This window comes from Amycolatopsis sp. NPDC052450 (assembly GCF_044547565.1).
Taxonomy (GTDB): Bacteria; Actinomycetota; Actinomycetes; order Mycobacteriales; family Pseudonocardiaceae; genus Amycolatopsis.
This window is the reverse complement of record NZ_JBIUAQ010000004.1, coordinates 364,916-389,933: the sequence shown is the minus strand read 5'-3', so window position 1 is coordinate 389,933 and position 25,018 is coordinate 364,916. Positions and strand designations below refer to the sequence as shown.

The window sequence follows — 25,018 nt, the reverse complement described above, 5'->3', positions numbered from 1 at the left end:
GGGTCTCCTTTCTCGTATCCGAGATGATGGGTCATTTCCGCGTCCAGCGCCCGTTCGAGCACCGCCTTGGTCATCTGATTCAGCAATTCTTGCGCACCCAGCGCCCCGCCATTCGCATACGCGTCCTTCACCAGCGCATCGAGCATCTCCGGCGGCAACGCACGAGCGAGCGCTTCGCCGGCCGCGGCGCCCGCCTCCCGGTCAGATGTGTCCTCAGTCACAGATGGAGCCCTTCTGGGTCGCGTCCGACGACCCGATCTTGGTCCATCCGCGGCTTACACGGTTGTCATGACACGGCCGGTGCTCTCGCCGTGTCCATCGAAGAAGCCGCGGACGACGACCGCCTGGCGGTCCTCGCCGCCGCGGGCGAGGACTTCACCCGCTGGGAGACACAGCTCTCGGATGCGGCCGGTGGTGGTGACGGACGCGCGTTCGCGGCCCCACGCTGGCAAGGCTGGCGGTGCCCGGCCTATTGCCGCAAGGTTATTACGAAGACCACAGTACCCCCCACAGATCGCCTCGTCCGGCAACCGGCCAGTCCAGCACCTCGTTCGCCGCTGGACTGGCCGGGCGGGGCGCCGACAGCGCCTGGAGCCGATACGCCCCTGGGCGATCACCGACAGCCACCTCTACGCCGAACTCGCTGTGCATCGACATTTTGGACTTCGCCCGCAAAAGAGTCATTGGAAAGGCTGGTGCTGGCAAGCTGGTCGGGTGCAGCCGAACGAACCGCCCGCCGAGCCGGTGAACCGCAATGAGGTGAGCGACAGCCAGGTGACGGGTGTCGTCTTCCAGGCACACACGATCCACGGCGATGTTCGGATTACGAGCCCGCGAACGTGGCGGCGGCCGTCCCGTCCGGCGTTGGTGAAGACCGGCTGGGCGGTGGCCGCAGTCGCCGTCGGCGGCTATCTCGTGGGGCCGCACGCCGTGAACTACCTCCGCTACAACACCTACTTCGACCAGGCTCCCGACGTCTGCGCCGTAGTTCGGGCTGACCCCGACTTTCCCCGCTGGACCGCCGGCGCCGCGGAGGACGGCCCGCAGCAGATAGCCACCGGGACCAGGTCGTGCAGCTGGGGAAAGCCCAACCGGCTCCGCCTCGCCGTGTCCGTCCACCTGGCGGAGAGCCGCAGCCGAGCGGCCAGCGGTTTCAACCGGCTGAAGGACTACACCGATGCGAAGCGCCGCTACAACGTCGAACCAGGGTACGGCGACGAGGCGCTCCGGCTCCAGCTGTTCAAGCCGAACGAGTTTGACAGCGAGACCGACGAGAGGCTCCTGTTCCGCCTGCACAACACCTCGGTCGACGTGGAGTACTTCGTCGGCAAAGACTCCCCGGTCGACCCTTTGCACGCCAAGAACATGGTTCTCGAGGTCGCCGCCATGCTCGACCACAAGCTGCGCGAACTCTGACCACCTACAGCAGACAGACCTCACCAGGTCAGCTGTACTCGTGATCGCGCTAGGGCGGCACGCCGTACTTCTCGACGTACTTCGCGGCGCCGCCATCTGGCAGCACGTCCAGACATGCCCGCTCCAGTCGTGGCCGACGCCCTCGGCTACCACCACGTCACCACGACCAAGCTCGCCGCACAGGTCGGCACAACCTGAAACCGCTACGCACCAGGCGATCACTCACCGCAACAACCACGGAGAACTCGCGACAGTTGAATACGCGACTTCACCAGTCTCAAACCCCGCATCGAGACCGGCCCCGGCCCCGTCTGGCAGTCCCGCCGCCGAAACCTGGCATTACGACGTCACCCGCTCCACACGGCACCTGCCGACCGGCGCAGCTCCGGTGACACCAAGCCGCCGACACCGGACTCGACGCTATTGCTGGTCACGCCGCCATTTCCCGACTACCCGCCCTGGTCACGCCTACGCCACCGGGACGGAGATGGCGGTGTACACATGGTTCTTCGGCCGGAACGACATCGCGTTCAGCGCGTACCGCGGCTTCTCGCAAGCACGCGCGGAACTCGTCGAAGCCCGTATCTGGGGGGGGCGGCATCCACTACAGCACCGCCGACGTCGAGGGCGTCGAACTCGGCGAGGCCATCGTCCGGTACATGGCCAGGCATTACTTCCAGCCGCGGAGATAACGATCGCGGTCGTCAGAGCAAGGCGGCGCGTTTGACGATGCGCAGGACGGGGGCGGTCTGGACGGTCTGGATGCCGGGCATGGAGCCGATCTGGGTGGTGATGAATTCGTAGAGGGCGTCGGCGCTGGAACAGAGAGCGGTGGCCATGAGGTTGGTAGGGCCGGTGGTGGCGGCGGCGTGGGCGATCTGCGGAGACCGGGCGAGTGCGGCGCCAGCGGCGTCGAGGGCGGCCGGGTTGACCGAGATCCACAGCAGGGTGTGGCTGGAGTAGCCAAGCAGGTGCTCGTCGAAGTCGACGCCGAAGTAGAGGGCTCCGCTGGCCCTCAGGTGGGTGATGCGGCGGCGGACGGTCGACTCGTGCCAGCCGGTGCTCGCGGCCAGCGCGGCGTGGTGCGTGCGGCCGTCGTGGGCCAGTTCGCCCAGTAGCAGCCGGTCGCCGTCGTCGAGGTCGAGAGGCACCGGGTCCGGTGGCGGCGGGGTGAGTTCGGTGACCTGCTCGGGGCTCAGCGAGGCGATCGGGGTGTGCCACCCGTCAGGGCCGCCGCGAAACAGGCGCAGCACCTGGTGCGCCTCGATCGAGGTTACCTGGCGGGTGGCGGGGAGCTTGTCCAGCAGGAGTGTGTCACGGGCCCGCTGGTCGGACGTTTGCATGTGGCAGCTGATCTCGGTGCCGCCGGAGGCGAGCTGGATCCGGTAGGTGTCGGACCGCTGGGCGAGGGCCTTGGCGACGGCGAGCGTGGCACTGGGAGCACAGCGCAGTCGTAGTACCCATTCCTCGGCGTGCCCGAGGTAGCAGGGGTCAAGGCGGCCCACGACCCGCACCGCCCCGCTCTCGCGGAGCTTGCGGTAGCGGTGGGCGACCGTCTGCTCAGAGACGCCGAGCACCGCGGCGATGCGGCGGAAGGACGCCCGGCCGTCCAGGGCTCGCCGCGATCCGCACCGGCTACGCCGACAACCTCATCGTCCGGGCCGCCGACGTGATCCTCAAGGAGCGCCGCCGCCTGGTCCTGGTTCCCCGGGAGACACCGCTCAGCGAGATCCACCTGGACCACCTGCTGGCCCTCAGCCGCATGGGCGTCCGGATCGTCCCCCCCGATGCCCGCCTTCTACAACGATCCCCGGACCCTGGACGACATGGTCGACCACATCGTGGCCAGGATCCTCGACCAGTTCGGCCTTCCCGCCCCCACCGCCCGCCGCTGGCAGGGCCTCGCCCACGCCCGTCGCCCGGCCATAACCCTCGGCACGGCAAGGGGTTGAAAGCCCGAGCGCTACCCGGTCTTTCGTGGAGACTCGCATCGGGTGGAATCGGGTAAACCTGGCTCGCACCGAGAAACCGCGTCTCCACCGCCGGCGCCACGGGTGGCTCTGCTCCGAAGATGACGGAGCCGCCCTGGATCGGGCCGGGCCGGATGAGCGCGACTTCGACGACGAGGTCGTAGAACTTCCGCGGCCGCAACCTCGGCAGCGTTGCCAACTGCGCCCGAGACTCGACCTGGAGCACCCCGATCGCGTCCGCCGCGCACAACATGTCGTACGCCTTCGGGTCGGCGAGGTCGAGCCGGCCGATGTCGACCTCATCGCCGTGGTGCTCGGCGATGAGGTCGATCATGTAGTGCAGCGCGGAGAGCATGCCGAGGCCGAGCAAGTCGAACTTCACCAGCCCGACGGTGGCGCAGTCGTCCTTGTCCCACTGCAGGACGCTGCGGCCGGGCATGCGGGCCCACTCGACCGGCACCACCTCCGACACCGGCTCCTTGGAGGTCACCATCCCACCGGAGTGAATCCCCCAGTGCCGGGGAAAGTCTTCGAGAGCGGTGGCGAGTTCGAGGGTCTCGGGCGGGATCTCCCCCGCCGCCTCTACGTTGGTCGAGGTCCGCAGCCCCGCATGCTGACGCCACCGACTGCGGCGTTACGAGCTCGCCGGAGCCAGGGTGATGTCGAATCGGGCCTTCGACCACGTCGCTTGGCCGAGGTCGCGGCCGTCGGGCGTCGGTGTCCCGGGTTGTTGCCGCTGGAAGTCCTTGACAAGCGAGTCTTTGACCCCGAACACCGAATCGGAGTCGAGGAAGTCGTCGCCGCGCACGAAGATGTGGGTGACGAGTGTGCGGTGGAGCGGGTGCGTGACCATGAAGTGCAGGTGTGCCGCCCTCATCGGCGATCGGCCCACCGCCTGCAACATCGCGCCGACGGGTCCGTCCGCGGGGATGGGGTAAGGAGTGGGTGTGATGCCCCAGAACCGGTAGTGCCCTTCGTTGTCGGTGTGGAAATGGGCCCGGCCGGCGGTCCGGTCGTCGCCGTATTGGACATCGTAGAGTCCGTCGGCATCTGCTTCCCAGACCTCGACAAGCGCACCGGCGAGCGGCTTGCCCGCGGTGTCGGTGACGGTTCCCTCGACCCAGCACGGTTCGCCGCTCGCGCCGAAGGAGATGTCGCCGCCGAGTTCCACCTCCGGGCTGTCGTCGACGAAGAACGGGCCGAACACCGTCGCCTCGGTGGCGTCGCCGCAGGCCTCGTTGTTCATGGCGATGGTCTGCATCGAGGCACCGAGGGTGTCGGAAAGCAGGATGAACTCCTGCCGCTTGTCGTCGGTGATGTGACCGGCGGCGGTGAGGAATTCGATCGCCTTGCCCCATTCGTCCTCGGTCAGCCTCACTTCGCGCAGGAAGGCGTGCAGGTGCCGGACGAGCGCGTGCATCAGGTGCTTGAGACGCTGGTCGGTGCAGCTGTCGAACGACGCCAGCACCCGGTGGACCAGATCGTCCTCGCGTTGCTGCTGCTCCGGGGAGACCGTCGGTGCGCCGGGCACCGTGGATTCCTGGCCGGTCGTCATGCGGGTTCACTTCCTTCCCACGCCGCGTGGAGCATCGCGGCAAGGTTGTCGGCGGTGGCCTTTGTCGGGTTGTCTTCGGGTACGGACTTGAGGATCGCCTCGACCGCGTCGGGCAGGTCTGCCTCGGCGAGGCCGTAGTCCCGCAAGGCCGTCGGTGCGTCCAGTGTCGCCCGCAACGCCTGCAATCCGGCCAAGCCGTCGCCGGCGCCGAAGGCCTCTGCGAGGCGCCGGTCTGCGTCGGGCGCGTTCGGCGCGTTGAACGCCAGGACATAAGGCAGCACGACGGCATGGGTCTGCGCGTGCGACAGGTTGTACATCCCGCCGAGGACGTGGCAGATCTTGTGGTGCAGACCCGAACCGGCCGAGGCGAACGCCACCGCCGACAGATAAGCGCCATAAAGGGCATGTTCGCGACCGTCCAATCCGGACGGATTCCGTGCCACCTCGGGAAGACCGAGGTTCAGTGCCCGAACACCCTCGATCGCCAGCGCCGCGTTGATCGGATCGGCACGGGGTGCCCAGAGACTGTCGACGCAGTGCGCGAGGGCGTTCAGCCCGGACGCCACGCTCAACTCGACCGGCAAGGTGAGCGTCAACGAGGGGTCGTAGACGATCGCCGCGGGGAGAACCCGTGGGTCGCGGCCCGTGGTCTTCACCGCGTTCTCCGTCAGGCCCCAGACGTCCGTCGCCTCGGAACCGGCGTACGTGGTGGGAACGGCGACGATCGGCAGCCCGGTCGTCAACGCGACCGCTTTGGCCAGCCCCGTGGTCGATCCCCCTCCGATCGACACGATCACATCGGCCTCGCGCGTCGCTGCCGCGGCGCGGGCCCGCTCGGCCACGTCGACGGGAACGTGCATCAGGACCTCGTCGTGGCGCACTGCCACGGGCAGATCAGCCGCGATCTCATCGGCGAGCGCTCGTTCGGCGTCAGCGGCGATCACCATCACCCGCCGGGCATCGAGGCGCTCCACCTCCGCCCGGACACCAGCAGCCGCGGCACCCGAGGCGAACCGGATTCGCTGCGGGAGCGTGGCATGAACGAAACGCATCACATCACCTCTGTACTCACGTAGGTCGGACCGCTCGGTCCGGGGGCGGTCATCCTCGCGCGACGGCGTCGTCGAGGTCGTACCCGTAGATCCATCCGTTGGCGACCAATGGATCCTCCGCGGCGAACGCGGCGTCCCGAGCCCGTTGCTCCGGGCCGTCGGGAAGGTGGTTGATATGGGAACGGCTGTGGCTGACGGCCTGCAGACGGGTCGTGCGAGGGATGCGGAGTTGTTCGTAACGGCGCAGCGCGGCGGTGGGGTCGTCGCGATCCGCGGTCAGACAGCGTGCCAGTGCGGCGGCGTCCTCGATCGCCTGCGCGGCGCCCTGGGCGAAGAACGGGAACATCGGGTGCGCGGCGTCACCGAGCAGCGTCACGCCGCCATCGGACCACCGCGTGAGGGGAGCACGATCCAGCAGGGCCCATCGTCCTGGTGTGCCCGCGGCACGGATCAAGTCGGTCAGGCGCCGGTCCCAGCCGTCGAACTCGGCCAGGAATTCCCTCTCGGTCGCGGTCGCGGTCCAGGACTCGACCGTGTAGTCGCCGGCGGGAGCGAATGCAACGAGGTTGACGTACTCGCCCGCGGAGATCGGGTAGTGCACAAGATGGTGGCCGGGGCCGATCCACAGTGTCTGCGTAGGACGCCGGGCGAAGTCCGGAGCCCGGTCGGCGGGGACCAGCGCGCGGAACGCGCACGTGCCAGAGTACGTCGCGGGCGCTGATCCGAAGACGGTGCCGCGCACGATGGAGTGCACTCCGTCCGCACCGATCACGATGTCCGCCTCGACCGAGTGCCCGTCGGCGAAATGGATCCGGTACGCGTCACCGCGTCTGTCGAGCCCGACGCACTTCCGGCCGAGTTCGACACTGTCAGCCGGTACTCGTGACCGGATGGCGGCGAGGAGATCAGCTCGGTGCGCGGTGTAGGTGTGCTCGCCGTACAGGTCCAAGCAGGCCGTCTCGAGGTTCTCCGCGGAGAGAATCCGGCCGTCCTCCCACCGGCGGAATTCCCAGCCGGTCTCGAGCCGGACCGCACGCTCCCGCAGGTACTCGAACGCGCCCAGCTCACGGAGCTGGCGCCCGGCGTTGGGGGCGATCACCAGACCGGCGCCGACCTCGGCCAGACGCGGTGCCTGTTCGTACACTGTCGCCGGAAGGCCTTGGCAGTTCAGGAACGCCGCGGCCGCGAGCCCGCCGATGCCACCACCGAGGATCGCGATCCTGGGCATGGAGATCGTGCCTGCTGCCATTTCTTGAGCTCCTCCGGATATCGGCGCGATCCGCGCGTCGGCATGGCTTGCTTCGATGCGGTCATGCTGCCTGCCCGCGACAAACGCTGAGGCATCGTGTGTCATTGAACGAACATTCGATGTGCCCGACAGGGAGGTCGCCCGCATGCCACGAACCAGCGAGCCGGGCCGGAGCGTGAGCTCCAGGCTCCTCGAACTGCTGTTCTGCTTCGAACCGGGCGAGAGCGAGTTGAGCTTGGCCGACCTCTCACGCAAAACCGGGCTTCCGCATTCGACCGCGCGCCGCCTCGTCCTGGAACTGGTCGACGCGGGCGCGCTCGAGCAGCGCGCCAACGGTCGCTTCGCCGTTGGGCTGCGGCTGTGGCAGCTGGGCACGCTCGCCCCCATGACCGAGTCGCTGCGGACGATGGCCCAGCCGTTCATGGACGACCTGTACACCGCGCTTCACCAGCATGTGCAGCTCGCCGTCCTGGAAGGCGACGAGGCGGTGATCATCGAACGGCGATCCGCCCCGCGTGCCCTCGGGCTGATCTCGCAGGTCGGAGGACGTCTACCGCTGCACTGTTCCGGGGTCGGCAAGGTACTGCTCAGTCACAGCGGATCGGCTCTGACGAACAAGATCCTCGGGAGCGAACTGCGCCGTCACACGCCGAAGACGATCATCGATCCCGATGTGCTCCGCAGTGAGCTGGCCGATTGCCGTCGAACCGGCACCGCGGAAGTGCGCGGCGAGCTGACCAAGAACGCCGACTCGATCGCGACGCGGATCGTGAACAACGAGGGGCGCGTCGTGGCCGCGATTTCCGTGGTCATCCTTTCCGGTTCGGTTCATCGGCAAGCGGCCCTGCCTTCCGTCATCACCAGCGGACGAGGCCTCTCCCGCATGCTGGGCTGGCATCCGGGGATCAAGGTCCGAAGCGCCTGACAGAGTGCCTCCTCGGTGGAACGCGAGCGGGATTGCAATGTTCATCCAATGAACCAGCGCGTTGTTCCGGCTCTTTCAGCTGCTGATACTCGCCGCGCGGCCAGATGGCCGTTATCGCAACCCGTCGAGTGTGCAGGAGTGGGCCGATGCCATCACCGGAAGACATGGCCAGCGGGAGAGAGACGTCGCAGGTAGCAACGTCCGACCTGTTCATCGACGGCACATCCGTACCCCCGCACGGTGGCCGCTACGTGTCGACCTTCGAGGCCGTCGGCAATGCCCCGATCGCCCGGGTCGCGGCGGCGACTGTGGACGACGCCAACCGTGCCGTCGAGGCTGCCGCTGCAGCGCTGCCCACCTGGGCCGGACTGCCGCCGGCGCAGCGCCGGGCAGTGCTGCGGCGGGCCGCCGAACTGTTCGGGGAACGGTCCGCGGAGCTGTCGGCGATCATGGGGCGCGAAATGGGCGCCACCCGGCCGTGGTGCCGGTTCAACGTCCATGTCGCACAGGGCATGCTCACCGAAGCCGCGGCACAGGCGTACTCCGCCGTGGGCGAAGTCATCCCGTCCGACGTACCGGGCCTGACGGCACTCGGGATTCGCCAGCCCGCCGGAGTCGTCGTCGGGATCGCGCCGTGGAACGCGCCGCTGATCCTCGGCGTCCGGGCGGTGGCGATGCCCCTGGTGTACGGCAACACGGTCGTGCTCAAGTCCTCCGAGCAAACCCCGCTCACGCAGGCCGCCATCGTGAAGATTCTCCACGACGCCGGCGCACCGCCGGGAGTGGTCAACCTGATCAGCAACGCCGCGGAAGACGCGCCCGCGATCGTCGAGGCACTGGTCGCCCATCCGGAGACCGCGCGGGTCAACTTCACCGGCTCGACCAAGGTAGGCCGGATCATCGGCGAGCTGGGCGGGCGCCACCTGACCCGGGTGGTTCTCGAACTGGGCGGCAAAGCACCGCTGGTGGTCCTCGCTGACGCCGATCTCGAGGCCGCCGCGGCAGCCGCCACTTTCGGCGCCTTCGTCAACCAGGGCGAAGTCTGCATGTCCACCGAGCGGGTCATCGTCGAGCGGCCGGTGGTCGACGACCTGAGTGCGCTGCTGGCCGCCAGGGCGGCGAAACTCGTCGTCGGCCCACCCGACGACGACGCCTCCCAGATCGGCCCGCTCGTGCACGCCGGTGCCCGAGACCATGTCATGGGGCTCGTCGAGGACGCCGTGCGCCACGGTGCCGAAGTTCTCACCGGAGGGACCGCCGACGGTCTCTACGTCCGGCCGACCGTGCTGCGGCACGTCACCCCGGACATGCGGATCTACCGTGAAGAGACCTTCGGCCCTGTCGTGTCGATCATCGAAGTCGACGACACCGACCACGCCGTCGCGACCGCGAACGACACCGAATACGGGCTGTCCGCGAGCGTCTTCTGCCGCGACGGCGGGCGAGCGCTCGACGTGGCCCGCCGGATCCGGTCCGGAATCTGCCACATCAACGGCGCGACCGTGCACGACGAGCCGCAGATGCCGTTCGGCGGCGTCGGCGCCAGCGGATGGGGACGGTTCGGATCCCGCGCCGCTCTCGAGGAGTTCACGGAGTTGCGCTGGATCACGCAGCAGTCCGGCGAGCGCCACTACCCGATCTGAGCATGCGACCCCTTCACCACCCGCTCGAGGAGACACCCTGATGACTACCGCTGACCCCGGACTTGCCGCCGGCGAAGCCGTTCCGGAGAACACCGTGCGGAAAGCGGTCTTCGAGGTACTGCGGCGCCACGGGATGACCACGATCTTCGCCAACCCCGGATCGACGGAAATCACGTTCCTCACCGGACTTCCGGACGACCTCGACTTCAAACTCGCGCTGCACGAGGGCAGTGTCGTCGGCATGGCCACCGGCTGGGCGACCGCGACCGGCCGCCCCGCCTTCGTCAACCTCCACACGACCGCGGGACTGGCCAACGCCGCGGGCGCACTCGCGACCGCGCGGACCAACCGGGTGCCGCTGGTGGTCGTGGTCGGGCAACAGGACCGCCGCCACCTCGCCCACGATCCCTTCCTCGCCGGCCGGTTGTCCGGACTCGTCGGCGACTATCCAGTGTGGACTGGCCACCCGGCGCGCGCCCAGGACGTCCCCGCCGCCGTCGCCCGCGCGCACCACGAAGCGGTCACCGGCGAGGGCCCCGCGCTGGTCGTGGTGCCGATGGACGACTGGCTCCAACCCGCCGGGCAACTCCGCACGGCCGCGCCGACCGACATCCGCCGGGGACGCCCCACCCTCGGACCGGAGATCGACGAGCTCGCGGCCGCCCTCGACAACGCCCGATCACCGGCGCTCGTCGTCGGATCCGCCTCGGACGGCCAGCCGAACTGGGCCGCCGTCGCCACACTGGCCGAACGCCTCGGGGCACCGGTCTGGCAGGAACCGTTCGGTGCCCGCGCAGGCTTCCCGCAAGACCACCCCGCCTTCACCGGGCACCTGCCCCCAGGACGGTCCGCGGTGCGGTCCGTCCTGGGCCACCACGACGTGATCCTGGTGCTCGGCGCGCCGGTGTTCCGGCAGTATCCCTGGGAGCCGGGCGAACTGGTTCCCCGCACGAGCACCGTCCTGCAGGTGACGCCGTACGCCGACGACACCCATCACAGCATCGCCGACCATGCCTTCGTCGCCGATGTCGCGCTGACCTGCCAGGCCCTCCTCGGCCGGATCCGCACACGAGACGCGCAACCCACCCCCGCACGCCCACCGGTGACTCCCCTGGCTCCCCCGCGAACCGGAGAGCCGCTGCGGCCCGGGCACGTCTTCGACATCCTGGCCCGCGGGCTGCCGCGGGACACGATCGTGGTCGAGGAATCGCCGTCGAGCCGACCCGAGTTGCACCGTCGCGTCCCCGCCCGTGCTCCGCTCGGTTTCCTGAGCGCGGCCGCGGGCGGCCTGGGATTCGGCCTGCCCGCGGCGATCGGGCTCAAACTGGGCGCACCGCGTCGGCCCGTCGTCGCCGTCCTCGGAGACGGTTCCTCGCTCTATGGCATCCAGGGCCTGTGGAGCGCCGCCCACTACCACATCGGAGCACTGTTCGTGGTGCTGTCCAACGGCGGCTACGCCATCATGGACCGCCTCGCCGAACAGTCCGGGCAGGGCAAACAGCCGTGGCCCTCGTTCACCGAGGTGAGCATCTCCGGGATCGCGGCCGGGCTCGGCTGCCCCGCGCAACGGATCAGCGACTATGACGAACTGGCGGCGACACTCGCCGAACACCTGCCGGAACTCGCCGGCCGGACAAGCCCGCTGGTACTCGACATCGAGGTGGCCGCAGACCCGTCATACGGGTAGCGAAACCCTTCAGTACCAGGCATTCGTTCAACGAATCCACAGTAGACACGAAACGGCGGACCCCTACCTCCGGTAGTCCGCGAAATGAGGCCGGAAACGGCGCGGAATTGTCATGCCTTCCCCCAGGAGAACGGAAAGAACCATGTCCGCTCGCAACGTCGCGACGGGCCGAGAGGCCACGCGGAGTACCCGATGGATCCTGCTGATCTGCTGCCTGACCGTGGTCTTCGACGGCTACGACCTGATCGTGTACGGAACCGTCGTCCCCGACCTGCTCGCCTACCGGCCGTGGGCGCTGACTCCGGCTGATGTCGGCCACATCGGAAGCCTCGCTCTCGTCGGAATGCTGGTCGGCGCGCTCTTCGTCGGCACGCTCACCGACATCGTCGGCCGGCGCCGGGTGATGATCGGGTGCCTCGTCTGGTTCTCGATCGCCATGCCGCTGACCGCGCTGGCACCCAACCCGGAGATCTTCACCTTGCTGCGCTTCATCACCGGTCTGGGCCTGGGCGGCGTGATCCCCACCGCGATCGCGCTGACCGCGGAGTACTCCCCCACCCGGCGTCGCCAGCTCAACAACGCGCTGATGTTCTCCGGCTATTCCATCGGCGGAATGCTCGCCGCAGTCCTCGCGCTCGTGCTGCTGCCCGTCGGCGGGTTCCGCATCATGTTCGTCATCGGAGCCGCACCCCTGGTCATCGTCGTGCCGCTCGCCATCCGGATGCTGCCCGAATCGATCGCCTTTCTCACGGCGAAAGGCCGGCACGACGAGGCAGCGGCCTACGCACGACGATTCGGTCTCACCGACTACGAGTCGCCAGCGGAATCCCGACCCGTCGGCGCGAAACGCGGCCTCGTCGAAACAGGCAAGACCATCATGGGTGGCCGTCGCCTGCCGATGACGTTGTTGCTCTGGGTCATCTCCATCATCGGGCTGCTGCTGGTCTACGGGCTCAACACCTGGCTGCCGCAGTTCATGCGCAACGCGGGCTACTCGATGGGATCAGCCCTGACGTTCCTGCTGGTGTTCAACATCGGCGCTGTCGTCGGCGTCATCATCGCCGGTGCGCTGGCGGATCGCGTGGGCGAGAAACTCGTCATCGCCTGCTCGTTCTGCGTCGCCGCCGTCGCGGTCCTGCTGTTCATCGTCAAGCCCGCGACCGCACCGATGCTCCTCATCGGCGCGCTCGCCGGCTTCGGCTCGAACACGCAAACCCTGGTCAACGCGTTCATCGGCGGACTCTATCCCCCGCAGGCTCGCGCGACCGCGCTCGGCTGGGCACTCGGCGTCGGCCGAATCGGCGCGATCGTCGGCCCCACCTATGGCGGCTACATCCTCACCCAGGTCAACGCGGGCTCTCTCTCCAGCAATTGGAGCTTCTACGCCTTCGCGATTCCGGCGGTGCTGGCAGCGGTTCTCACCGTCCTCGTCCCACGACACCGCTCGACCGACCTGCACGACACGGTGACCACACCCGTCGCGGCCGGGCGCATACCCGGCAACCCGTAACCCAGACGTCTGTCGGCCTATCACGCCGGGCAGATCGAACGGCAGAGCCACCGCGCCACCGAACGGCGGACTGCCCATTGAGAAAAAGAACCGCTACGAATCAGGAGAATGCCCCGTGACCGCGAACAAAGTCGATTCAGATGTGGTCGTGTTGACCGGAGCCGGCGGTGGCATCGGCCGAGCCACCGCAGTGCGCCTCGGCGGACATGGCGTGCGCCTCGCCTTGACCGACGTGAACGAGTCGGCGCTGCGAGAGACCGCGGACCAGGTCGCCAAGACCGGCCCCGAGCCGGTCATCGAGGCCGGCGACGGCTTGGACACGAGTGTGACGACGGCGCTCGTCGCCAAGGCGACCGAGGCCTTCGGCCGGATCGATGGCCTGGTCAACACGACCGGCATCACCCTGCCCAGGTCGTTCCAGGACACCTCATCCGAGGATTTCGACCGGGTCATGTCGGTCAACGTGAAAACCCACATGCTCATGATGCAGGCGGTCCTGCCGGTCATGACCGCGGCCCGGTACGGCTCGATCGTCAACATCTCCTCGGTGGGCGCCCGGGTCGCACTGCCGAACCTGACCGTGTACTGCGCGTCCAAGATCGCCGTGATCGGCCTGAGCCGCGGCGTCGCCGCCGAATATGCCGCCGACAACATCCGATGCAACGCCATCTGTCCCGGCGGGGTGGACACCCCGCTGGGACAAGCCGCCCTCGACCCGTTCGAGGACAAGCAACGCGGACTGGAAATCCTCACCGGCCGCCAGCTGTTCAAACGCTGGGCCGAACCGGATGAGATCGCCAGCCTCATCGAATACCTTCTCTCCCGCGATTCGACCTTCGTCACCGGCGCGGTATTCGACATCGACGGCGGCCACACCACCACCTGACCCCCCGCCTGTTCCCGATTTCCTCCCGACCGAGCAGGAGAGACACTTGCAGATCACTCACCTCGGACACGCCTGCGTACTCGTCGACACCGGTTCCGCCCGACTGCTCATTGACCCTGGCGTCATGTCCGACATCGACGGCGTCGACGGCATCGACGCGGTACTGCTCACGCACAAGCATCCCGATCACGTGGCCCCGGAGAAGGTCCGCGGCGTGCTGGCCAGTAGCCCCAGGGCGGTGCTGGTAGCCCCTGACGACATGGGCGACGTGCTGTCCGGCATGCCGGAACATCACTCGGCCGAACCGGGCGCGGCACTGAAATTCGGGGACACCGTCGTCGACGTCGTCGGTGGACGCCACGCGACCGTGCACGACACGATTCCCAGCTGCGCCAACCTCGGCTACCTGGTCGACGGTGGCGCGTTCTTCCACCCCGGGGACTCGTTTCATGAGCCCGCGGTGGACGTCGACGTGCTCGCCGTGGCGATCGACGGCCCGTGGCTCAAGATCGCCGAGTCCATCGATTACGTTCGGCGGGTCTCGCCTCGCCTCGCCATCCCGATCCACGAAGGCGAAACCCTCGACCCCGCGAAGTACGTCGGCATGATGAGCAACGCCGTCGGCGGCGACGTCGTGCGCCGCTTGGATCGCGGGTCAGCCACTCAGTTGTAGCGGCCACCAACGGCAGCGGCCGAAAGGTCTCGGCCGCTGCCGTGAGCTGACACCCATGCCTCCGGCCTTCGTGGTCACGGAATTCACGGACGCCGATTCGATTCCCAACGGAAGGTAGGGCAACGATGCCCGAGTACCTCGTGATCCTCTTGGTTGCCACACAGCATCACCGGCCGTCGCGGTTCTTCGCCGGTGCGGAGGTGGCGTGATGACGACCGGCGACTCCTCTTCCCAAGCGCGTCGCTACGAACGACGTCTGCTCGTCGTCCTGTTCCTGGGGGTCGGGTTCGTCCTCTTCGACAGACAGGCCTTGGCCTTCCTCGCGCCCTATATCAACGCCGACTTCGGGTTGTCCTCCACGCAACTCGGCCTGGCGGCGGGCGCTTTGTCCCTTACCTGGGCCGTTTCCGGCATCGTGATGGGAATGCTCTCCGATCGCCTCGGGCGGCGTAAATCGCTGCTGATCACGGCCGTGGTGCTCTTCTCCCTGATCTCAGCGGTTTCCGGGCTGGCTTCGGGCTTCGTCGCCCTGCTCATCGCGCGGGCTCTCATGGGCGCGGCCGAGGGCGGCGTGATCCCGTTGTCGCAGTCGCTGATGTTCCAGGCGTCCCGGCCGAAGCGACGCGGACTGAACACGGGCCTGATCGGGGGCGCTTCGGCGGGATTACTCGGTGGCATCGCGGCGCCGTTCGCCTTCATTTGGCTCGCCGAGTCCATCGGCTGGCGTTGGTCGTTCTTCGTGACACTGCTGCCGGGTCTGGTGATCGCGGCCGCGATGGCGATGATCGTCCGAGAACGTCCGTTTCCTACGACTGCCGAACCGGAGAAGAAGCCGGCCGCGGTGAAGGTACCGCTTCGCCAGATCCTGGGCACACGGAACGTGGTGCTCTGCATCCTCATCGCTGTTTGCTACCTCACGTGGTTTTCTGCGATCGTCACGTTCACGCCGCTTTATTTGCTGAAGGTAAAGGGTTTCTCGCCGGGAACGATGGGAACGGTGATGACGTGCCTCGGCGTGGCCTGGATGGTGTGGGGTGTCGTCACACCCGCCATCTCGGACCGGATCGGCCGCAAGCCCGCGCTGGCAGGCTTCACCGTCCTGGCCGTCTGCTGCCCGCTGGCGGTGATGTTCGTGGACAACGCGTGGCTGCTCGGAGCGGTGATGATGCTGACCTACACAGGCGTCGGCTGCTTCACGCTGTTCATGGCGGTCATCCCCGGCGAGTCCGTCCCGCCGGGCGCCTTGGCGACCGTGGTCGGTGTGACGATGGGTGCGGGTGAACTGCTGGGTGGCGCCTTAGGGCCCGTGCTCGCCGGGTGGGCTTCGGACAGATGGGGCCTGCAGGCGGCGATGGTCATCGCGGCGGTGAGCGCGGCGATCGTGGTGCTCCTCAGCCTCGGTCTACGGGAAACGGCACCCCGTATCTTGTCCCGGTCGACGGGCAACCGGCCGGCCGCACGGGCCGGCACTGCCGAGGAAGTGTCCGGAATCGGATAGCAACCGGTCCGGCCGCGGAACGAACTCGCCGAAGGCGGCCAGTCGAACGACACTATCTGCCATAGCTGGTCCACATCGGACGGTGACCTTACGCTGCCATCACTGTGGTGGTGTCCTGTCGCAGACTCGCGTCCCGGACCACGCTGAAAGGTGAAGGGACATGGCCATGGCTGTGCTGGAACGTTTCGCGGTGCTGAGCTCGCCGGATCTCGACGAGTTCCGGCATTCGGTGTCGCGGTTCCTCACACCGCACCGGCTGACCCCGCTCGCCGGAAGCACAGCAGAGCTGCGTACTGACCTGTCGAAGGCGTCGGTGGGGCCGGTGTCGCTGGTGTACTGCCGCAACAGCGGCGTCGAGCTCGGGGTGCACCTGACCGAAAATGTGGACTACTACGACATCAACCTCGCCTTGCACGGTCGTAACCGGGTCACCTTCGGCCGTGACGAGGTGGTCGTCGACGCCTCTCGCGCGGCGGTCATCTCACCCCGGATGCGGGTGGATATGCGGCTGAGTGACGACTACCGGCAATTGCACGTGCGGGTCGAACGGCAGGCGCTGACCGACCACCTGGAGGCCATGCTCGGCCGGTCAGCGCCCGCCGTCATCCGCTTCGAACCCGACATGGATCTGACCGGGCCCGCCGCAAGGGGATGGTTGCGGACGGTCCGGATACTCCTGCAGGACCTCGATCAGCCGGCAGGCCTTGCCGAGCACGTGCTGGCAGCGGCACCGTGGGCGAATCTGCTGATGACCGGGCTGCTGCTCGCGCAGCCCAACAACTACTCCCCCCAATTGGAACGCATCGATGCCGGGCTACGCCAGCCGACGCCCGTCCGGCGCGCGATGGACGTGATCGAGTGCGATCCGTCCGGTGATCTGAGTGTCGACAGGCTGGCCCGCGCGGTGCGGATGACGCCGCGCTCCTTGCAGCGGCACTTCCGTTCGGCGCTGGGTGTGTCACCGCATGAATACGTGCAACAGGTGCGGCTGGCGCGCGTCCATGAGGAACTCCGCCTCGCCGAACCTGGCACCGTCACGGTCACCGAAGTGGCATTGCGGTGGGGATTCACCCACGTTCCACGCTTCGCGGGCTTGTACCGAAAGCGCTACGGCACGCCCCCGTCTCAGACCCTTCGCGACGCGCTCTAGCGCACGCGGGGTCGGTGTCGCGCCGCGGATCACCTTGTCGCACAGCGGATCGTGAGGCCGCCGGAGGCTTCGTAGGGTCCACGTACCAAGCGCAAAGGAGCGTGGTGACGATGGACTTCGACGTGGCAATCGTCGGTTATGGACCCACCGGGCTGGTTCTGGCCTCGGCGTTGGGCAAAGCCGGGCACCGCGTGGCGGTGTTCGAGCGGTGGCCGTCGCTGTACGGGATGCCGAGGCTGACCCACATCGACGGTGAGACCGCGCGGATCATTCAAGCGACTGGGGACATCGACCAGGCGTTGCGCGAAGCGTCGGTGGCGGAGGTGTACGAGTGGCGCAACGGCGCCGGCGAGTTGTTGCTGACCGTCGACTGGTCCGGCCGATCGAGTGGGTACGCGGCGCACTACACCATGTACCAGCCGCACATCGAAGACGCGATCGATCAACGCGTGCGCGGCTACCCGAACGTCGAGGTGCACCAGGGAACCGGTGTCGTGGCACTGGACCAGGATCGCGACCACGTCCGGCTGACCGTCCGGCCCTGGCGACGTGACCGGGACGAGCAATGGTCGATCGGTACCGAGGACCGCACCGTCACCGCGCGGTACGTCGTCGGCGCCGACGGTGCGAACAGCTTCGTCCGCAACGCGCTGGGGGTCGAGCAGATCGACCTGGGCGTCGACGACCGCTGGCTCAACATCGACACCGAATGCGTCCAGCCGCTCGGGCCGCGATTCCAGGTCGCCCGCCAGTTCTGTGACCCCGAACAGCCGAACATGTTCATGCCCATCGGCAAGTTCAGGCAGCGGTTCGAGGTCGGACTCCGCTCTGAGGACGATGCCGCCGCGATGGAGACAGCCGACTGGGCGTGGCGCTGGCTCCGGCAGCGACACGGCCTCGGCCCGGAAAGCATCCGCATCCTCCGCCAGATCGTCTACACGTTCTCCGCGCGAACAGCGGTCGCCTGGCGGCGCGGCCGGGTACTGCTGGCCGGGGACGCCGCGCACACCATGCCGCCGTACATGGGGCAGGGTGCCTGCTCGGGGATGCGCGACGGCATCACCTTGGGCTGGAAGCTGGACCTGGTGTTACGCGGGCTCGCCGGCGAGGCGCTCCTGGACACCTACGAGGCTGAGCGCCGTCCGCATGCCGAGAGCATCCAACGGTGTTCGGTCGAACTCGGCAAAGTCGCGAACCTCAAAGACAAGACGGCCGCGGCGGCCCGCGACGCCGCGTTCCGGCGAGGAGAGCTGCCACCGCTGCCGCCGTTCCCGACGATCACCGGCGGGGTCGTGCACCGCACGCCCACCGGCGAGCCGGCGCCCTTGGCCGGCACGCTGGCCCCGCAAGGCATCGTCGGCACGAGCAACGGCAGCGGCCGCTTCGACGATGCGGTCGGAGGCGGCTTCAGCCTGATCAGCCAGCAGGACGTGCGAGCACTGCTCAACACCGGACAGCGGGCGTTGCTCACCGCACTCGACATGTCCGTCGCCACGTTCACCCCAGGGACACCGGACAGCGTGGACGACACGGAAGGCACCTACACCCGGTACTTCGCCGACACCGCCACCGACACCGTGATCTCCCGGCCGGACTTCCACCTGTACTGGGCAGGCCGGGCCCAGGACGCGCCCGCGGCGCTGGAGGCGTTGCGCGCCCAGCTGTGCTGGACCGGCTCCCAGACACCACTCGCCACAGGAGCTGACGCATGACCGGGACTCACAGGCCAGACGGTGGTTCGAACGCGCCGATCGAGGTGCTGTGGCGCGCCATGCCGGTCACGCGCATGCTCGACAACGGAGTCGACTACGCCGACGTGCTCGCCCTGCAGCGGAGCACCGCTGACGGCATCGCGTGGGACAAGGCCGCCGAAGGGCTCGCCACAGCACAGCTCGAACGTGCCCGCGCCGCAGAACGCGACGGACATCCGGTGACCGCGTTCGCGGCGTATCGGGCGGCGGCCGCGGACCTGCTGTTCGCGCAGATGGCCTTCAACTTCGACAGCACCCGCAAACGCTCCCTGTACGACGCGTTCACCGACGCGGTCGGCCGCGCCGCGGCACTGGCCGATCCACCGTGGGAACGCGAATACATCCCATTCGCCGGCGGGCTGATGAACGCCTGGCTGCTGCGGCCAGCCACGGAACCGATCGGCGCGGTGATCGTGTTCGGCGGGCAGAGCGGCTGGGGAGCCGCCTACCTGCCTCAGGCGGACGCGCTGCTGCGGCGCGGAATGGCCGTCCTGCTGGCAGAAGGACCCGGCCAGGGTGAAAGCAGACTGCGCCACCAGATCATGCTCGACGTCGACGTGCGCGCCGCCTATTCGGCGTTCGTCAGCCGAGCGCTGAGCGTGGCCCCACGAGCCGGTTTGTGGGGCAACAGCCTCGGCGGGCTCTACGCAGCGACCACTGCCGCCGCCGACCGCCGGGTGTCGGCGGTGTGTGTCAACTCTGCTCCCGCACAGCCCCGCCTCCAGCCTTTCCGCACGTTCGTCGACCAGGCCGCGGCCATGCTGGGCACGAGCGACGCGGACGCGATCCAGGCCAACTTCGACCGCATCGCCTTTCGCCCCGGCGTCGACCGGATCCGGTGTCCGTTACTGGTCTTGCACGGTGGCGCGGACCCCATCGTGCACCTCGATCAGCAGCAGCCTTTCCTCGACGCCGCCCACGACGCCACGCTGCGGGTGTGGGAGGACGGCGAGCACACGATCTACAACCACGCGCACGAGCGCACCGCGTACGTCGCGGACTGGTTCGCCGACCAGCTCACCGCACAGAAGCCGCGCACGTGATGGCGTTTCGTTCACACTCGACCGTTTCGCAGGACCTGGCACAAAGGAGCATGGGTGTCTGACTACGACCCGTTCGTCAACAGCGTGGAGCCCGCGCCCGGCACCCACCGTGTCCGGCGCATCGTCACCGGGCTCGGCCCGGATGGCGAGTCCACGGTGCTGCTCGAGGACAAGGGGCGGTGGGCGCGCACCGGCCATGGTGTGCCGGGCTACGTTGTCACGGATCTCTGGCGCACGAACACCACACCCGCCGACAACTCTGGGCCCCTGCGAGACCCGATGGACACCGACGACCAGCTTCCCATCGCGCCGACGGCGACGGGCACGGTGTTCCGCACCCTCGAAATGCCCCCTGATTCGGAGTGGCGGTTCGACAGCAACGGCAACGAGATCAAGCCGCTGGCCGTCCACACCACACGCTCGATCGACTACGCGATCGTCCTGCGGGGGGAGATCTGGGCGGTGCTGGATGCCACCGAGGTCCGCATGCGGGCAGGAGACGTGCTGGTGCAACGCGGCACGTCCCACGCCTGGTCCAACCGATCCGCCGAACCCTGCCTGATGGCCTTCGTACTCGTCGGCGGGAACCTCCCCGAGGACGGATCCGGGAACTGAGGGCGCTCGTCAGTCCGCGGACCCGCCTGGCACGAGTAGGCGGGTCCGCGGACTGACGAGTGCGCTGTCATGACGCATAGGGCGAGGGGCCAGGTTCCTTGTCCAAGGGCACCCGACCGGAGCGGGCGAACCGGCAGATCAGCATGTAGGTGCCCACGACGAACAGCAGCTCGGCGATCGCGCGAGCGGACATCTCCCCGGCAGCGGCGTCGTAGACCGAATCCCCCACCTCGACGTCGAGCACACAGTCCTGGGTGAAAGCCAGAGCCGCCCGTTGCTCCGCACTGAAGCAGCCGGCGGTGAGGTCTCCGTGCTCGGTCGCGGAGATCTGCTCGTCGGAGACGCCGACGCTCGTGGCCGTCACGACATTCTGGCGCCAGACATAGTGGCAGTCCGACAATTTGCCGACGAGCAGGACCGCCAGCCGTACGGTGCGCGCGTCGAGCTCCATGTCCTGAAAGAGTGTGGCGAGGAAGTCGACGAACGGCGGATACACCGTCGTTGCCGATGCCATGGCACGGAACAAGTTGACCTCAGGAAGCTTCGCCAGAGCCGCCCGGACCTCGTCCGGGGCCGAATCCGGATCGATCAGGGGAAGCCGGCCCGCGTTGTCGCTCACTACGAATCTCCTTGTCTGCCGCCGGAACTGTCAGCGACCGCTGTCAGTGGCTCGATCGGCATAGCTCCTGATGGCGGTCACAATCGCGTCGTAGCCGGTACAGCGGCACAGGTTCCCGCTGATGGCCTGACGGATCTCGTCCTCGGTCGGCGCCGGATTGTGGTCGAGCAGGTCCTCTGCGGCGAACAGCATTCCCGACAGGCAGTAGCCACACTGGAAAGCGTTGTTGTCCCAGAAGGATTCCTGCAGTTTCGTGAGACCGTCCGTGCTCATCGACTCGAGTGTCTCGATCTCCGCACCGTCTTCGGCGACGGCGATCCTGAGACAGGACTTCGTGATCAGGCCATCCAGCCGGACCGTGCAGGCCCCGCAGTCGCCGGTGAGGCATCCGATCTTCGGTCCCGTGACACGGAAGCGGTCGCGGAGCGTGTCGATCAGGAGCTCACGCCGATCCACAGCCGCAGAACGACGTTCCCCGTTCACGGTGATCTCAAGGACAGTCAGGTCATCGTCCATGCCGCTCCTCCTCCGTGACGCCGACGTTGTTCCGTGCCAAGGCCAGCGCTCGCCGCGCCACAGGGCCGGCGACCGCCGCGCGGTACTCCCCTGGAGCGAGCACGTCGGTCCACGGCGCGGACAACGCGGCCACCGTGTGCGCCGCGGCCGCATCCAGCTCCTTGTCACCAACGCGAAGCCCGACCATGACCGAGAGGTCCACCGTCAGCGGCACCGCCTCGATTCCGCCGAGGACCAGGCGAACGGCCTCACAGCGACCGGCGTCGTCGAGACGGAGAAGCGCCGCCGCGGTGGCAATGGGCCAGGAACTGCCGCCCCGCTTCAGCTTCACGTACCCGTGCCCGGTTCTACGCTCGGACGGCACTTCGAAACCGGTGATCACCTCGTCGACCGCGAGCGTGGTCTGCCCGGCATCGAGGAACAACTCCGCGGCCCGTACTCGGCGTGATCCGGAAGGACCCGCGACGATCGCGTCCGCGCGGAGAGCCACGAGCGTCGCGGGCACGTCGGACTGCGGGCGGGCAGCGGCAACGGAACCACCGATGGTGGCCTGGTTGCGCAGGGCCACCCCGCCGGTCACCCCGCTTGCCATCGTGTGCAGGAGCGGCGCGTGGTGTGCGACGTCCCTGCTGGCGAGGAGGTCGCTGTAGGTGCACATGGCTCCGAGGCACAGGCGGGAGCCCCCGACCGAGATCGTCGCAAGACCGGCCCGGCGGAGGTCGACAACACGCCGCGGGTGGGATTCGGCGCGTCCCATCTCCGGCACCACCCAGGTACCTCCGGCCAGGACCCTGCTGTCTCCGTCCAAGGCGGCCACGACGTCGGCCACCGTCCGCGGCGCGACGTATTCGAAGCGGGTCGGGATCATCGGCGGGCCTCCCCGAGCGCTCTCATGACGGTGATCGGGCTCAGGGGCGTGTGGTCGATCCGGGCACCGAGCGGCGCGACGGCGTCGTTGACCGCGTTGAACGCCGCCGCGAGCGCCCCGGAAAAGCCCGCCTCGCCGACGCCCTTCGCGCCCAGCGGGGTACCTGGTGCCGGGGTGCAGAGGTGTCCCAGCTCGACACGCGGCACGTCGACCGCCCGAGGGAGCAGGTAGGTCTTGAACCCGGTCGTGAGAGGAATGCCGTCGTCGTCGAAGACGAGTTCCTCGCTGAAGGTCGCGCCCAGGCCCATCACAACGCCCCCGGTGACCTGCCCGTCGACCATCAGCGGATTGACGACAGTCCCACAGTCATGGGTGACGACGTGCCGCAGCAGTGCGACGACCCCGGTTTCGGTGTCCACCTCCACGACCGAGGCGTGCACCGCGTAGGGATAGGTCGTGTAAGTCTGTAGCCGGCCGAGTGCGTCAGGTACCTCTCGGATGTTCGAGGGCCGGTACGTGCGCGTCGACTCCAGATGTGGCTCGATGTCGAGTTCGAGCATGTAGGCACGGGTGTACACGGCACGGGCGGCCTCCGCGACGGTGACGCTGCGGGACGAGTCATGGGCGAGCCTGGCGATCCCGTCGTCGAGGAGCACCGGCTCGTCGGGATCTGCTCGCAGCAACGCGCGGGCCGCCACGCGGATCTTGCTCGCCACGTCGCGGGCGGCGAGCACCGCGGCGTTGCCGCCCGTGACCAGCGAACGGCTCGAGATATTGCCGAAACCGTAGGGGCAGGCGTCGGTATCGCCTTGCACCACCGAGACAGTGTCCAAGGTGACCCCGAGTTCGTCGGCGACGAGCTGGCAGATACCCGTGTCGCTGCCCGTGCCCGGACTGGTGACTCCGGTGAGCACCGACACCCGCCCTGACGGGCTCATCCGGACCGTCGAGGTGTCGTACGCCGCGACGAACGCACCCGGGATGTCGGCGCTTTCGGGCATCAGCTCGAATCCGATCCCGATGCCGAGGTATCGGCCCCGCTCCCGCAACCGTGCCTGGTCGGCGAGTAACCGTTCGTAGGAAAGGATGTCCAGCGTCCGGTCGAGTGCGGCGGCGTAGTCGCCACTGTCGAGCTCCAAGCCCGACGTGTGCCGGTACGGGAAGGCACCTGGGGCGACGAAGTTGCGCCGTCGCACCGTGACGGCGTCGACACCGGTGACGGCCGCGACGCGCTCCATGATGTGCTCCAGCAGCAGCGTCGCACCGTCTTTACCGAACGGCTTGGTCCCACTCCACGGCGCCTTGTTGGTGACTACCACCCGATAGCGCACATGGCAGTGCTCGATGGCGTAGCCAAGACCGGTCGACAACGCCCCCACGTACGCCATCCCCCAGCCGTGCGTGGGGGCGGCGGCGCCGTGATCGGTCAGGGCCTCGACGTCGAGTGCGAGCACGCGGCCGTCGTCATCGAAAGCGACCCGGTAGCTCAGCAGTTGCTCCCGAGCGGCCGGCAGCAGGGACGCCGCGCGTTCTTCCACCCACCTGACCGGGCGGCCGACCATCCGCGCGAGAACAGGCGCGATGAAGTCCTCCCGGCTTCCGTACATCTTCAACCCGAACGAACCGCCGACCTTGGGAGCGACCACACGGACCTGGTCCTCGTCCAGGCGCATCGCCGCGGCGAGCACCGTCCGGAGCACATGCGGGTTCTGCGTCGACGCGTAGAGCGTGAGGTGCTGCCTGTCGGCGTCCCAGTCGGCCAGGTATGTGCGTGGTTCCATCGGTGCCGCCGTGCCGCGGTGGGTCCGCAGCTCGCCGTCGAGCACATGCGGCGTATTGCGCGACGCCTCGGTGAAGTCGTCGCGTCCGACATGGCCTTCGATGAGGACGTTCTCACCCCAGTCCGGGTAGAGGATCGGGGCGTCCGCCGCGAGCGCCGCCTTGACATCGCGCACGAGCGGCAGTGGGTCGTAATCCACCTCGACCATCAGGCAGGCCGCGTAGGCGTCGGCCTCGGAGGTGGCGACCACCGCGGCGACCGGTTCGCCGGCGTAGACGACCTTGTCGACGGCGAGCGGGAACACGGCGCTGTGATGTCCCCCGAGTTGCCCCGCGTCCAATCCGTGCGGGATCTCGTCACACAACGACATCATGTCCCTGCCGGTGACCACGGCGATCACTCCGGCCGCCTCTTCCGCCGCCGCCGTCGACACGGACCGGATCAGCGCGTGCGCGACCGGTGCGCGCACCAAGGCGACGTAGACCGTGTTCGGCAGCACGATATCGCCGGTGTAGGTCGCGCGTGCCGTCAGGTATTCGGCTCCATCGTGCTTACGGACCGGGCGGCCCACAGACCTGCGTGTGGTCCGCATTTCCACCTCCGCAGGCGTAT

General features: G+C 68.1%; 21 protein-coding genes and 3 pseudogenes. 14 read left to right on the top strand and 10 right to left on the bottom strand.

The genetic code is table 11. From position 1 onward, the window contains the following. Positions 1–221, bottom strand: a pseudogene (locus ACIHAO_RS10685) (IS256 family transposase); the annotation flags it as partial. Positions 222–714: 493 nt separating this feature from the next. On the opposite strand from ACIHAO_RS10685, the gene ACIHAO_RS10680 reads away from it, so the two are divergent. Further along, the gene (locus ACIHAO_RS10680) at positions 715–1,416 is read left to right on the top strand and encodes a hypothetical protein (protein ID WP_396556650.1); all 702 of its coding nucleotides are present in this window, start codon (positions 715–717) and stop codon (positions 1,414–1,416) included. Between the two features lie 704 nt (positions 1,417–2,120). Here the strand turns inward: ACIHAO_RS10680 and ACIHAO_RS10675 are convergent. Then, the gene (locus ACIHAO_RS10675; RefSeq protein WP_396556666.1) at positions 2,121–3,029 is read right to left on the bottom strand and encodes an Lrp/AsnC family transcriptional regulator; all 909 of its coding nucleotides are present in this window, start codon (positions 3,027–3,029) and stop codon (positions 2,121–2,123) included. Positions 3,030–3,085: 56 nt separating this feature from the next. Here ACIHAO_RS10675 and ACIHAO_RS10670 point away from each other — a divergent pair. Both ACIHAO_RS10670 and ACIHAO_RS10665 read left to right on the top strand, forming a co-directional pair. After that, a pseudogene (locus tag ACIHAO_RS10670) lies at positions 3,086–3,154 on the top strand (flavoprotein); the annotation flags it as partial. Positions 3,155–3,203: 49 nt separating this feature from the next. Then, positions 3,204–3,368 (top strand): hypothetical protein, encoded by a 165-nt coding sequence (locus tag ACIHAO_RS10665; protein ID WP_396556668.1) that lies wholly within the window; start codon positions 3,204–3,206, stop codon positions 3,366–3,368. 121 nt (positions 3,369–3,489) lie between these two features. Here the strand turns inward: ACIHAO_RS10665 and ACIHAO_RS10660 are convergent. The 4 genes and pseudogenes from ACIHAO_RS10660 to ACIHAO_RS10645 form a co-directional block, all read right to left on the bottom strand. Then, positions 3,490–3,954: pseudogene (locus tag ACIHAO_RS10660) on the bottom strand (error-prone DNA polymerase); the annotation flags it as partial. 66 nt (positions 3,955–4,020) lie between these two features. Next, a complete protein-coding gene (locus ACIHAO_RS10655) occupies positions 4,021–4,941 on the bottom strand; it encodes an intradiol ring-cleavage dioxygenase (RefSeq protein WP_396556648.1) in 921 nt (306 codons plus the stop codon). Beyond that, positions 4,938–5,993 carry a maleylacetate reductase gene (locus ACIHAO_RS10650; RefSeq protein WP_396556646.1) on the bottom strand — a complete coding sequence of 352 codons (1,056 nt, stop codon included), beginning with the start codon at positions 5,991–5,993 and terminating at the stop codon, positions 4,938–4,940. Before ACIHAO_RS10650 ends, ACIHAO_RS10655 begins: the two co-directional genes overlap by 4 nt. A gap of 49 nt (positions 5,994–6,042) precedes the next feature. Continuing rightward, positions 6,043–7,242: an FAD-dependent monooxygenase gene (locus tag ACIHAO_RS10645; protein ID WP_396556644.1), complete on the bottom strand. Its 1,200-nt coding sequence runs from the start codon at positions 7,240–7,242 to the stop codon at positions 6,043–6,045. A 145-nt stretch (positions 7,243–7,387) separates the two neighbouring features. On the opposite strand from ACIHAO_RS10645, the gene ACIHAO_RS10640 reads away from it, so the two are divergent. From ACIHAO_RS10640 to ACIHAO_RS10590, 11 genes are all read left to right on the top strand, one after another. Beyond that, entirely contained in the window at positions 7,388–8,167 is a 780-nt protein-coding gene (locus ACIHAO_RS10640; protein ID WP_396556642.1) for an IclR family transcriptional regulator, read from the top strand. A gap of 146 nt (positions 8,168–8,313) precedes the next feature. Then, positions 8,314–9,810 (top strand): aldehyde dehydrogenase family protein, encoded by a 1,497-nt coding sequence (locus ACIHAO_RS10635; RefSeq protein WP_396556640.1) that lies wholly within the window; start codon positions 8,314–8,316, stop codon positions 9,808–9,810. Positions 9,811–9,850: 40 nt separating this feature from the next. Then, positions 9,851–11,497, top strand: coding sequence for a benzoylformate decarboxylase (mdlC, locus tag ACIHAO_RS10630; RefSeq protein WP_396556638.1), 1,647 nt, complete (start codon positions 9,851–9,853; stop codon positions 11,495–11,497). Between the two features lie 142 nt (positions 11,498–11,639). Further along, positions 11,640–13,007: an MFS transporter gene (locus tag ACIHAO_RS10625; protein ID WP_396556636.1), complete on the top strand. Its 1,368-nt coding sequence runs from the start codon at positions 11,640–11,642 to the stop codon at positions 13,005–13,007. Positions 13,008–13,122: 115 nt separating this feature from the next. Continuing rightward, positions 13,123–13,893 carry an SDR family NAD(P)-dependent oxidoreductase gene (locus ACIHAO_RS10620; RefSeq protein WP_396556634.1) on the top strand — a complete coding sequence of 257 codons (771 nt, stop codon included), beginning with the start codon at positions 13,123–13,125 and terminating at the stop codon, positions 13,891–13,893. Further along, positions 13,796–14,566 (top strand): MBL fold metallo-hydrolase, encoded by a 771-nt coding sequence (locus ACIHAO_RS10615; protein ID WP_396556632.1) that lies wholly within the window; start codon positions 13,796–13,798, stop codon positions 14,564–14,566. Before ACIHAO_RS10620 ends, ACIHAO_RS10615 begins: the two co-directional genes overlap by 98 nt. A gap of 208 nt (positions 14,567–14,774) precedes the next feature. Then, positions 14,775–16,064, top strand: a complete 1,290-nt coding sequence (locus tag ACIHAO_RS10610; protein ID WP_396556630.1) for an MFS transporter — start codon at positions 14,775–14,777, stop codon at positions 16,062–16,064. Positions 16,065–16,224: 160 nt separating this feature from the next. Then, positions 16,225–17,214: an AraC family transcriptional regulator gene (locus ACIHAO_RS10605; protein ID WP_396556628.1), complete on the top strand. Its 990-nt coding sequence runs from the start codon at positions 16,225–16,227 to the stop codon at positions 17,212–17,214. Positions 17,215–17,324: 110 nt separating this feature from the next. Next, the gene (locus ACIHAO_RS10600) at positions 17,325–18,926 is read left to right on the top strand and encodes a bifunctional 3-(3-hydroxy-phenyl)propionate/3-hydroxycinnamic acid hydroxylase (protein WP_396556626.1); all 1,602 of its coding nucleotides are present in this window, start codon (positions 17,325–17,327) and stop codon (positions 18,924–18,926) included. After that, a complete protein-coding gene (locus ACIHAO_RS10595) occupies positions 18,923–20,008 on the top strand; it encodes an alpha/beta hydrolase family protein (protein WP_396556624.1) in 1,086 nt (361 codons plus the stop codon). The genes ACIHAO_RS10600 and ACIHAO_RS10595 overlap by 4 nt, the downstream gene beginning before the upstream one ends. 54 nt (positions 20,009–20,062) lie before the next feature. Further along, the gene (locus ACIHAO_RS10590; RefSeq protein WP_396556622.1) at positions 20,063–20,623 is read left to right on the top strand and encodes a cupin domain-containing protein; all 561 of its coding nucleotides are present in this window, start codon (positions 20,063–20,065) and stop codon (positions 20,621–20,623) included. A gap of 67 nt (positions 20,624–20,690) precedes the next feature. Here the strand turns inward: ACIHAO_RS10590 and ACIHAO_RS10585 are convergent, their stop codons facing one another. From ACIHAO_RS10585 to ACIHAO_RS10570, 4 genes are read right to left on the bottom strand one after another with little or no spacing between them, the layout of a single operon-like run. Beyond that, the gene (locus ACIHAO_RS10585; RefSeq protein ID WP_396556620.1) at positions 20,691–21,242 is read right to left on the bottom strand and encodes a carboxymuconolactone decarboxylase family protein; all 552 of its coding nucleotides are present in this window, start codon (positions 21,240–21,242) and stop codon (positions 20,691–20,693) included. Between the two features lie 30 nt (positions 21,243–21,272). Then, the gene (locus tag ACIHAO_RS10580) at positions 21,273–21,758 is read right to left on the bottom strand and encodes a (2Fe-2S)-binding protein (protein WP_396556618.1); all 486 of its coding nucleotides are present in this window, start codon (positions 21,756–21,758) and stop codon (positions 21,273–21,275) included. Then, positions 21,748–22,626, bottom strand: coding sequence for an FAD binding domain-containing protein (locus tag ACIHAO_RS10575; protein WP_396556616.1), 879 nt, complete (start codon positions 22,624–22,626; stop codon positions 21,748–21,750). Before ACIHAO_RS10575 ends, ACIHAO_RS10580 begins: the two co-directional genes overlap by 11 nt. Beyond that, a complete protein-coding gene (locus tag ACIHAO_RS10570; RefSeq protein ID WP_396556614.1) occupies positions 22,623–24,998 on the bottom strand; it encodes a xanthine dehydrogenase family protein molybdopterin-binding subunit in 2,376 nt (791 codons plus the stop codon). Before ACIHAO_RS10570 ends, ACIHAO_RS10575 begins: the two co-directional genes overlap by 4 nt. Between the last annotated feature and the right edge of the window lie 20 nt (positions 24,999–25,018).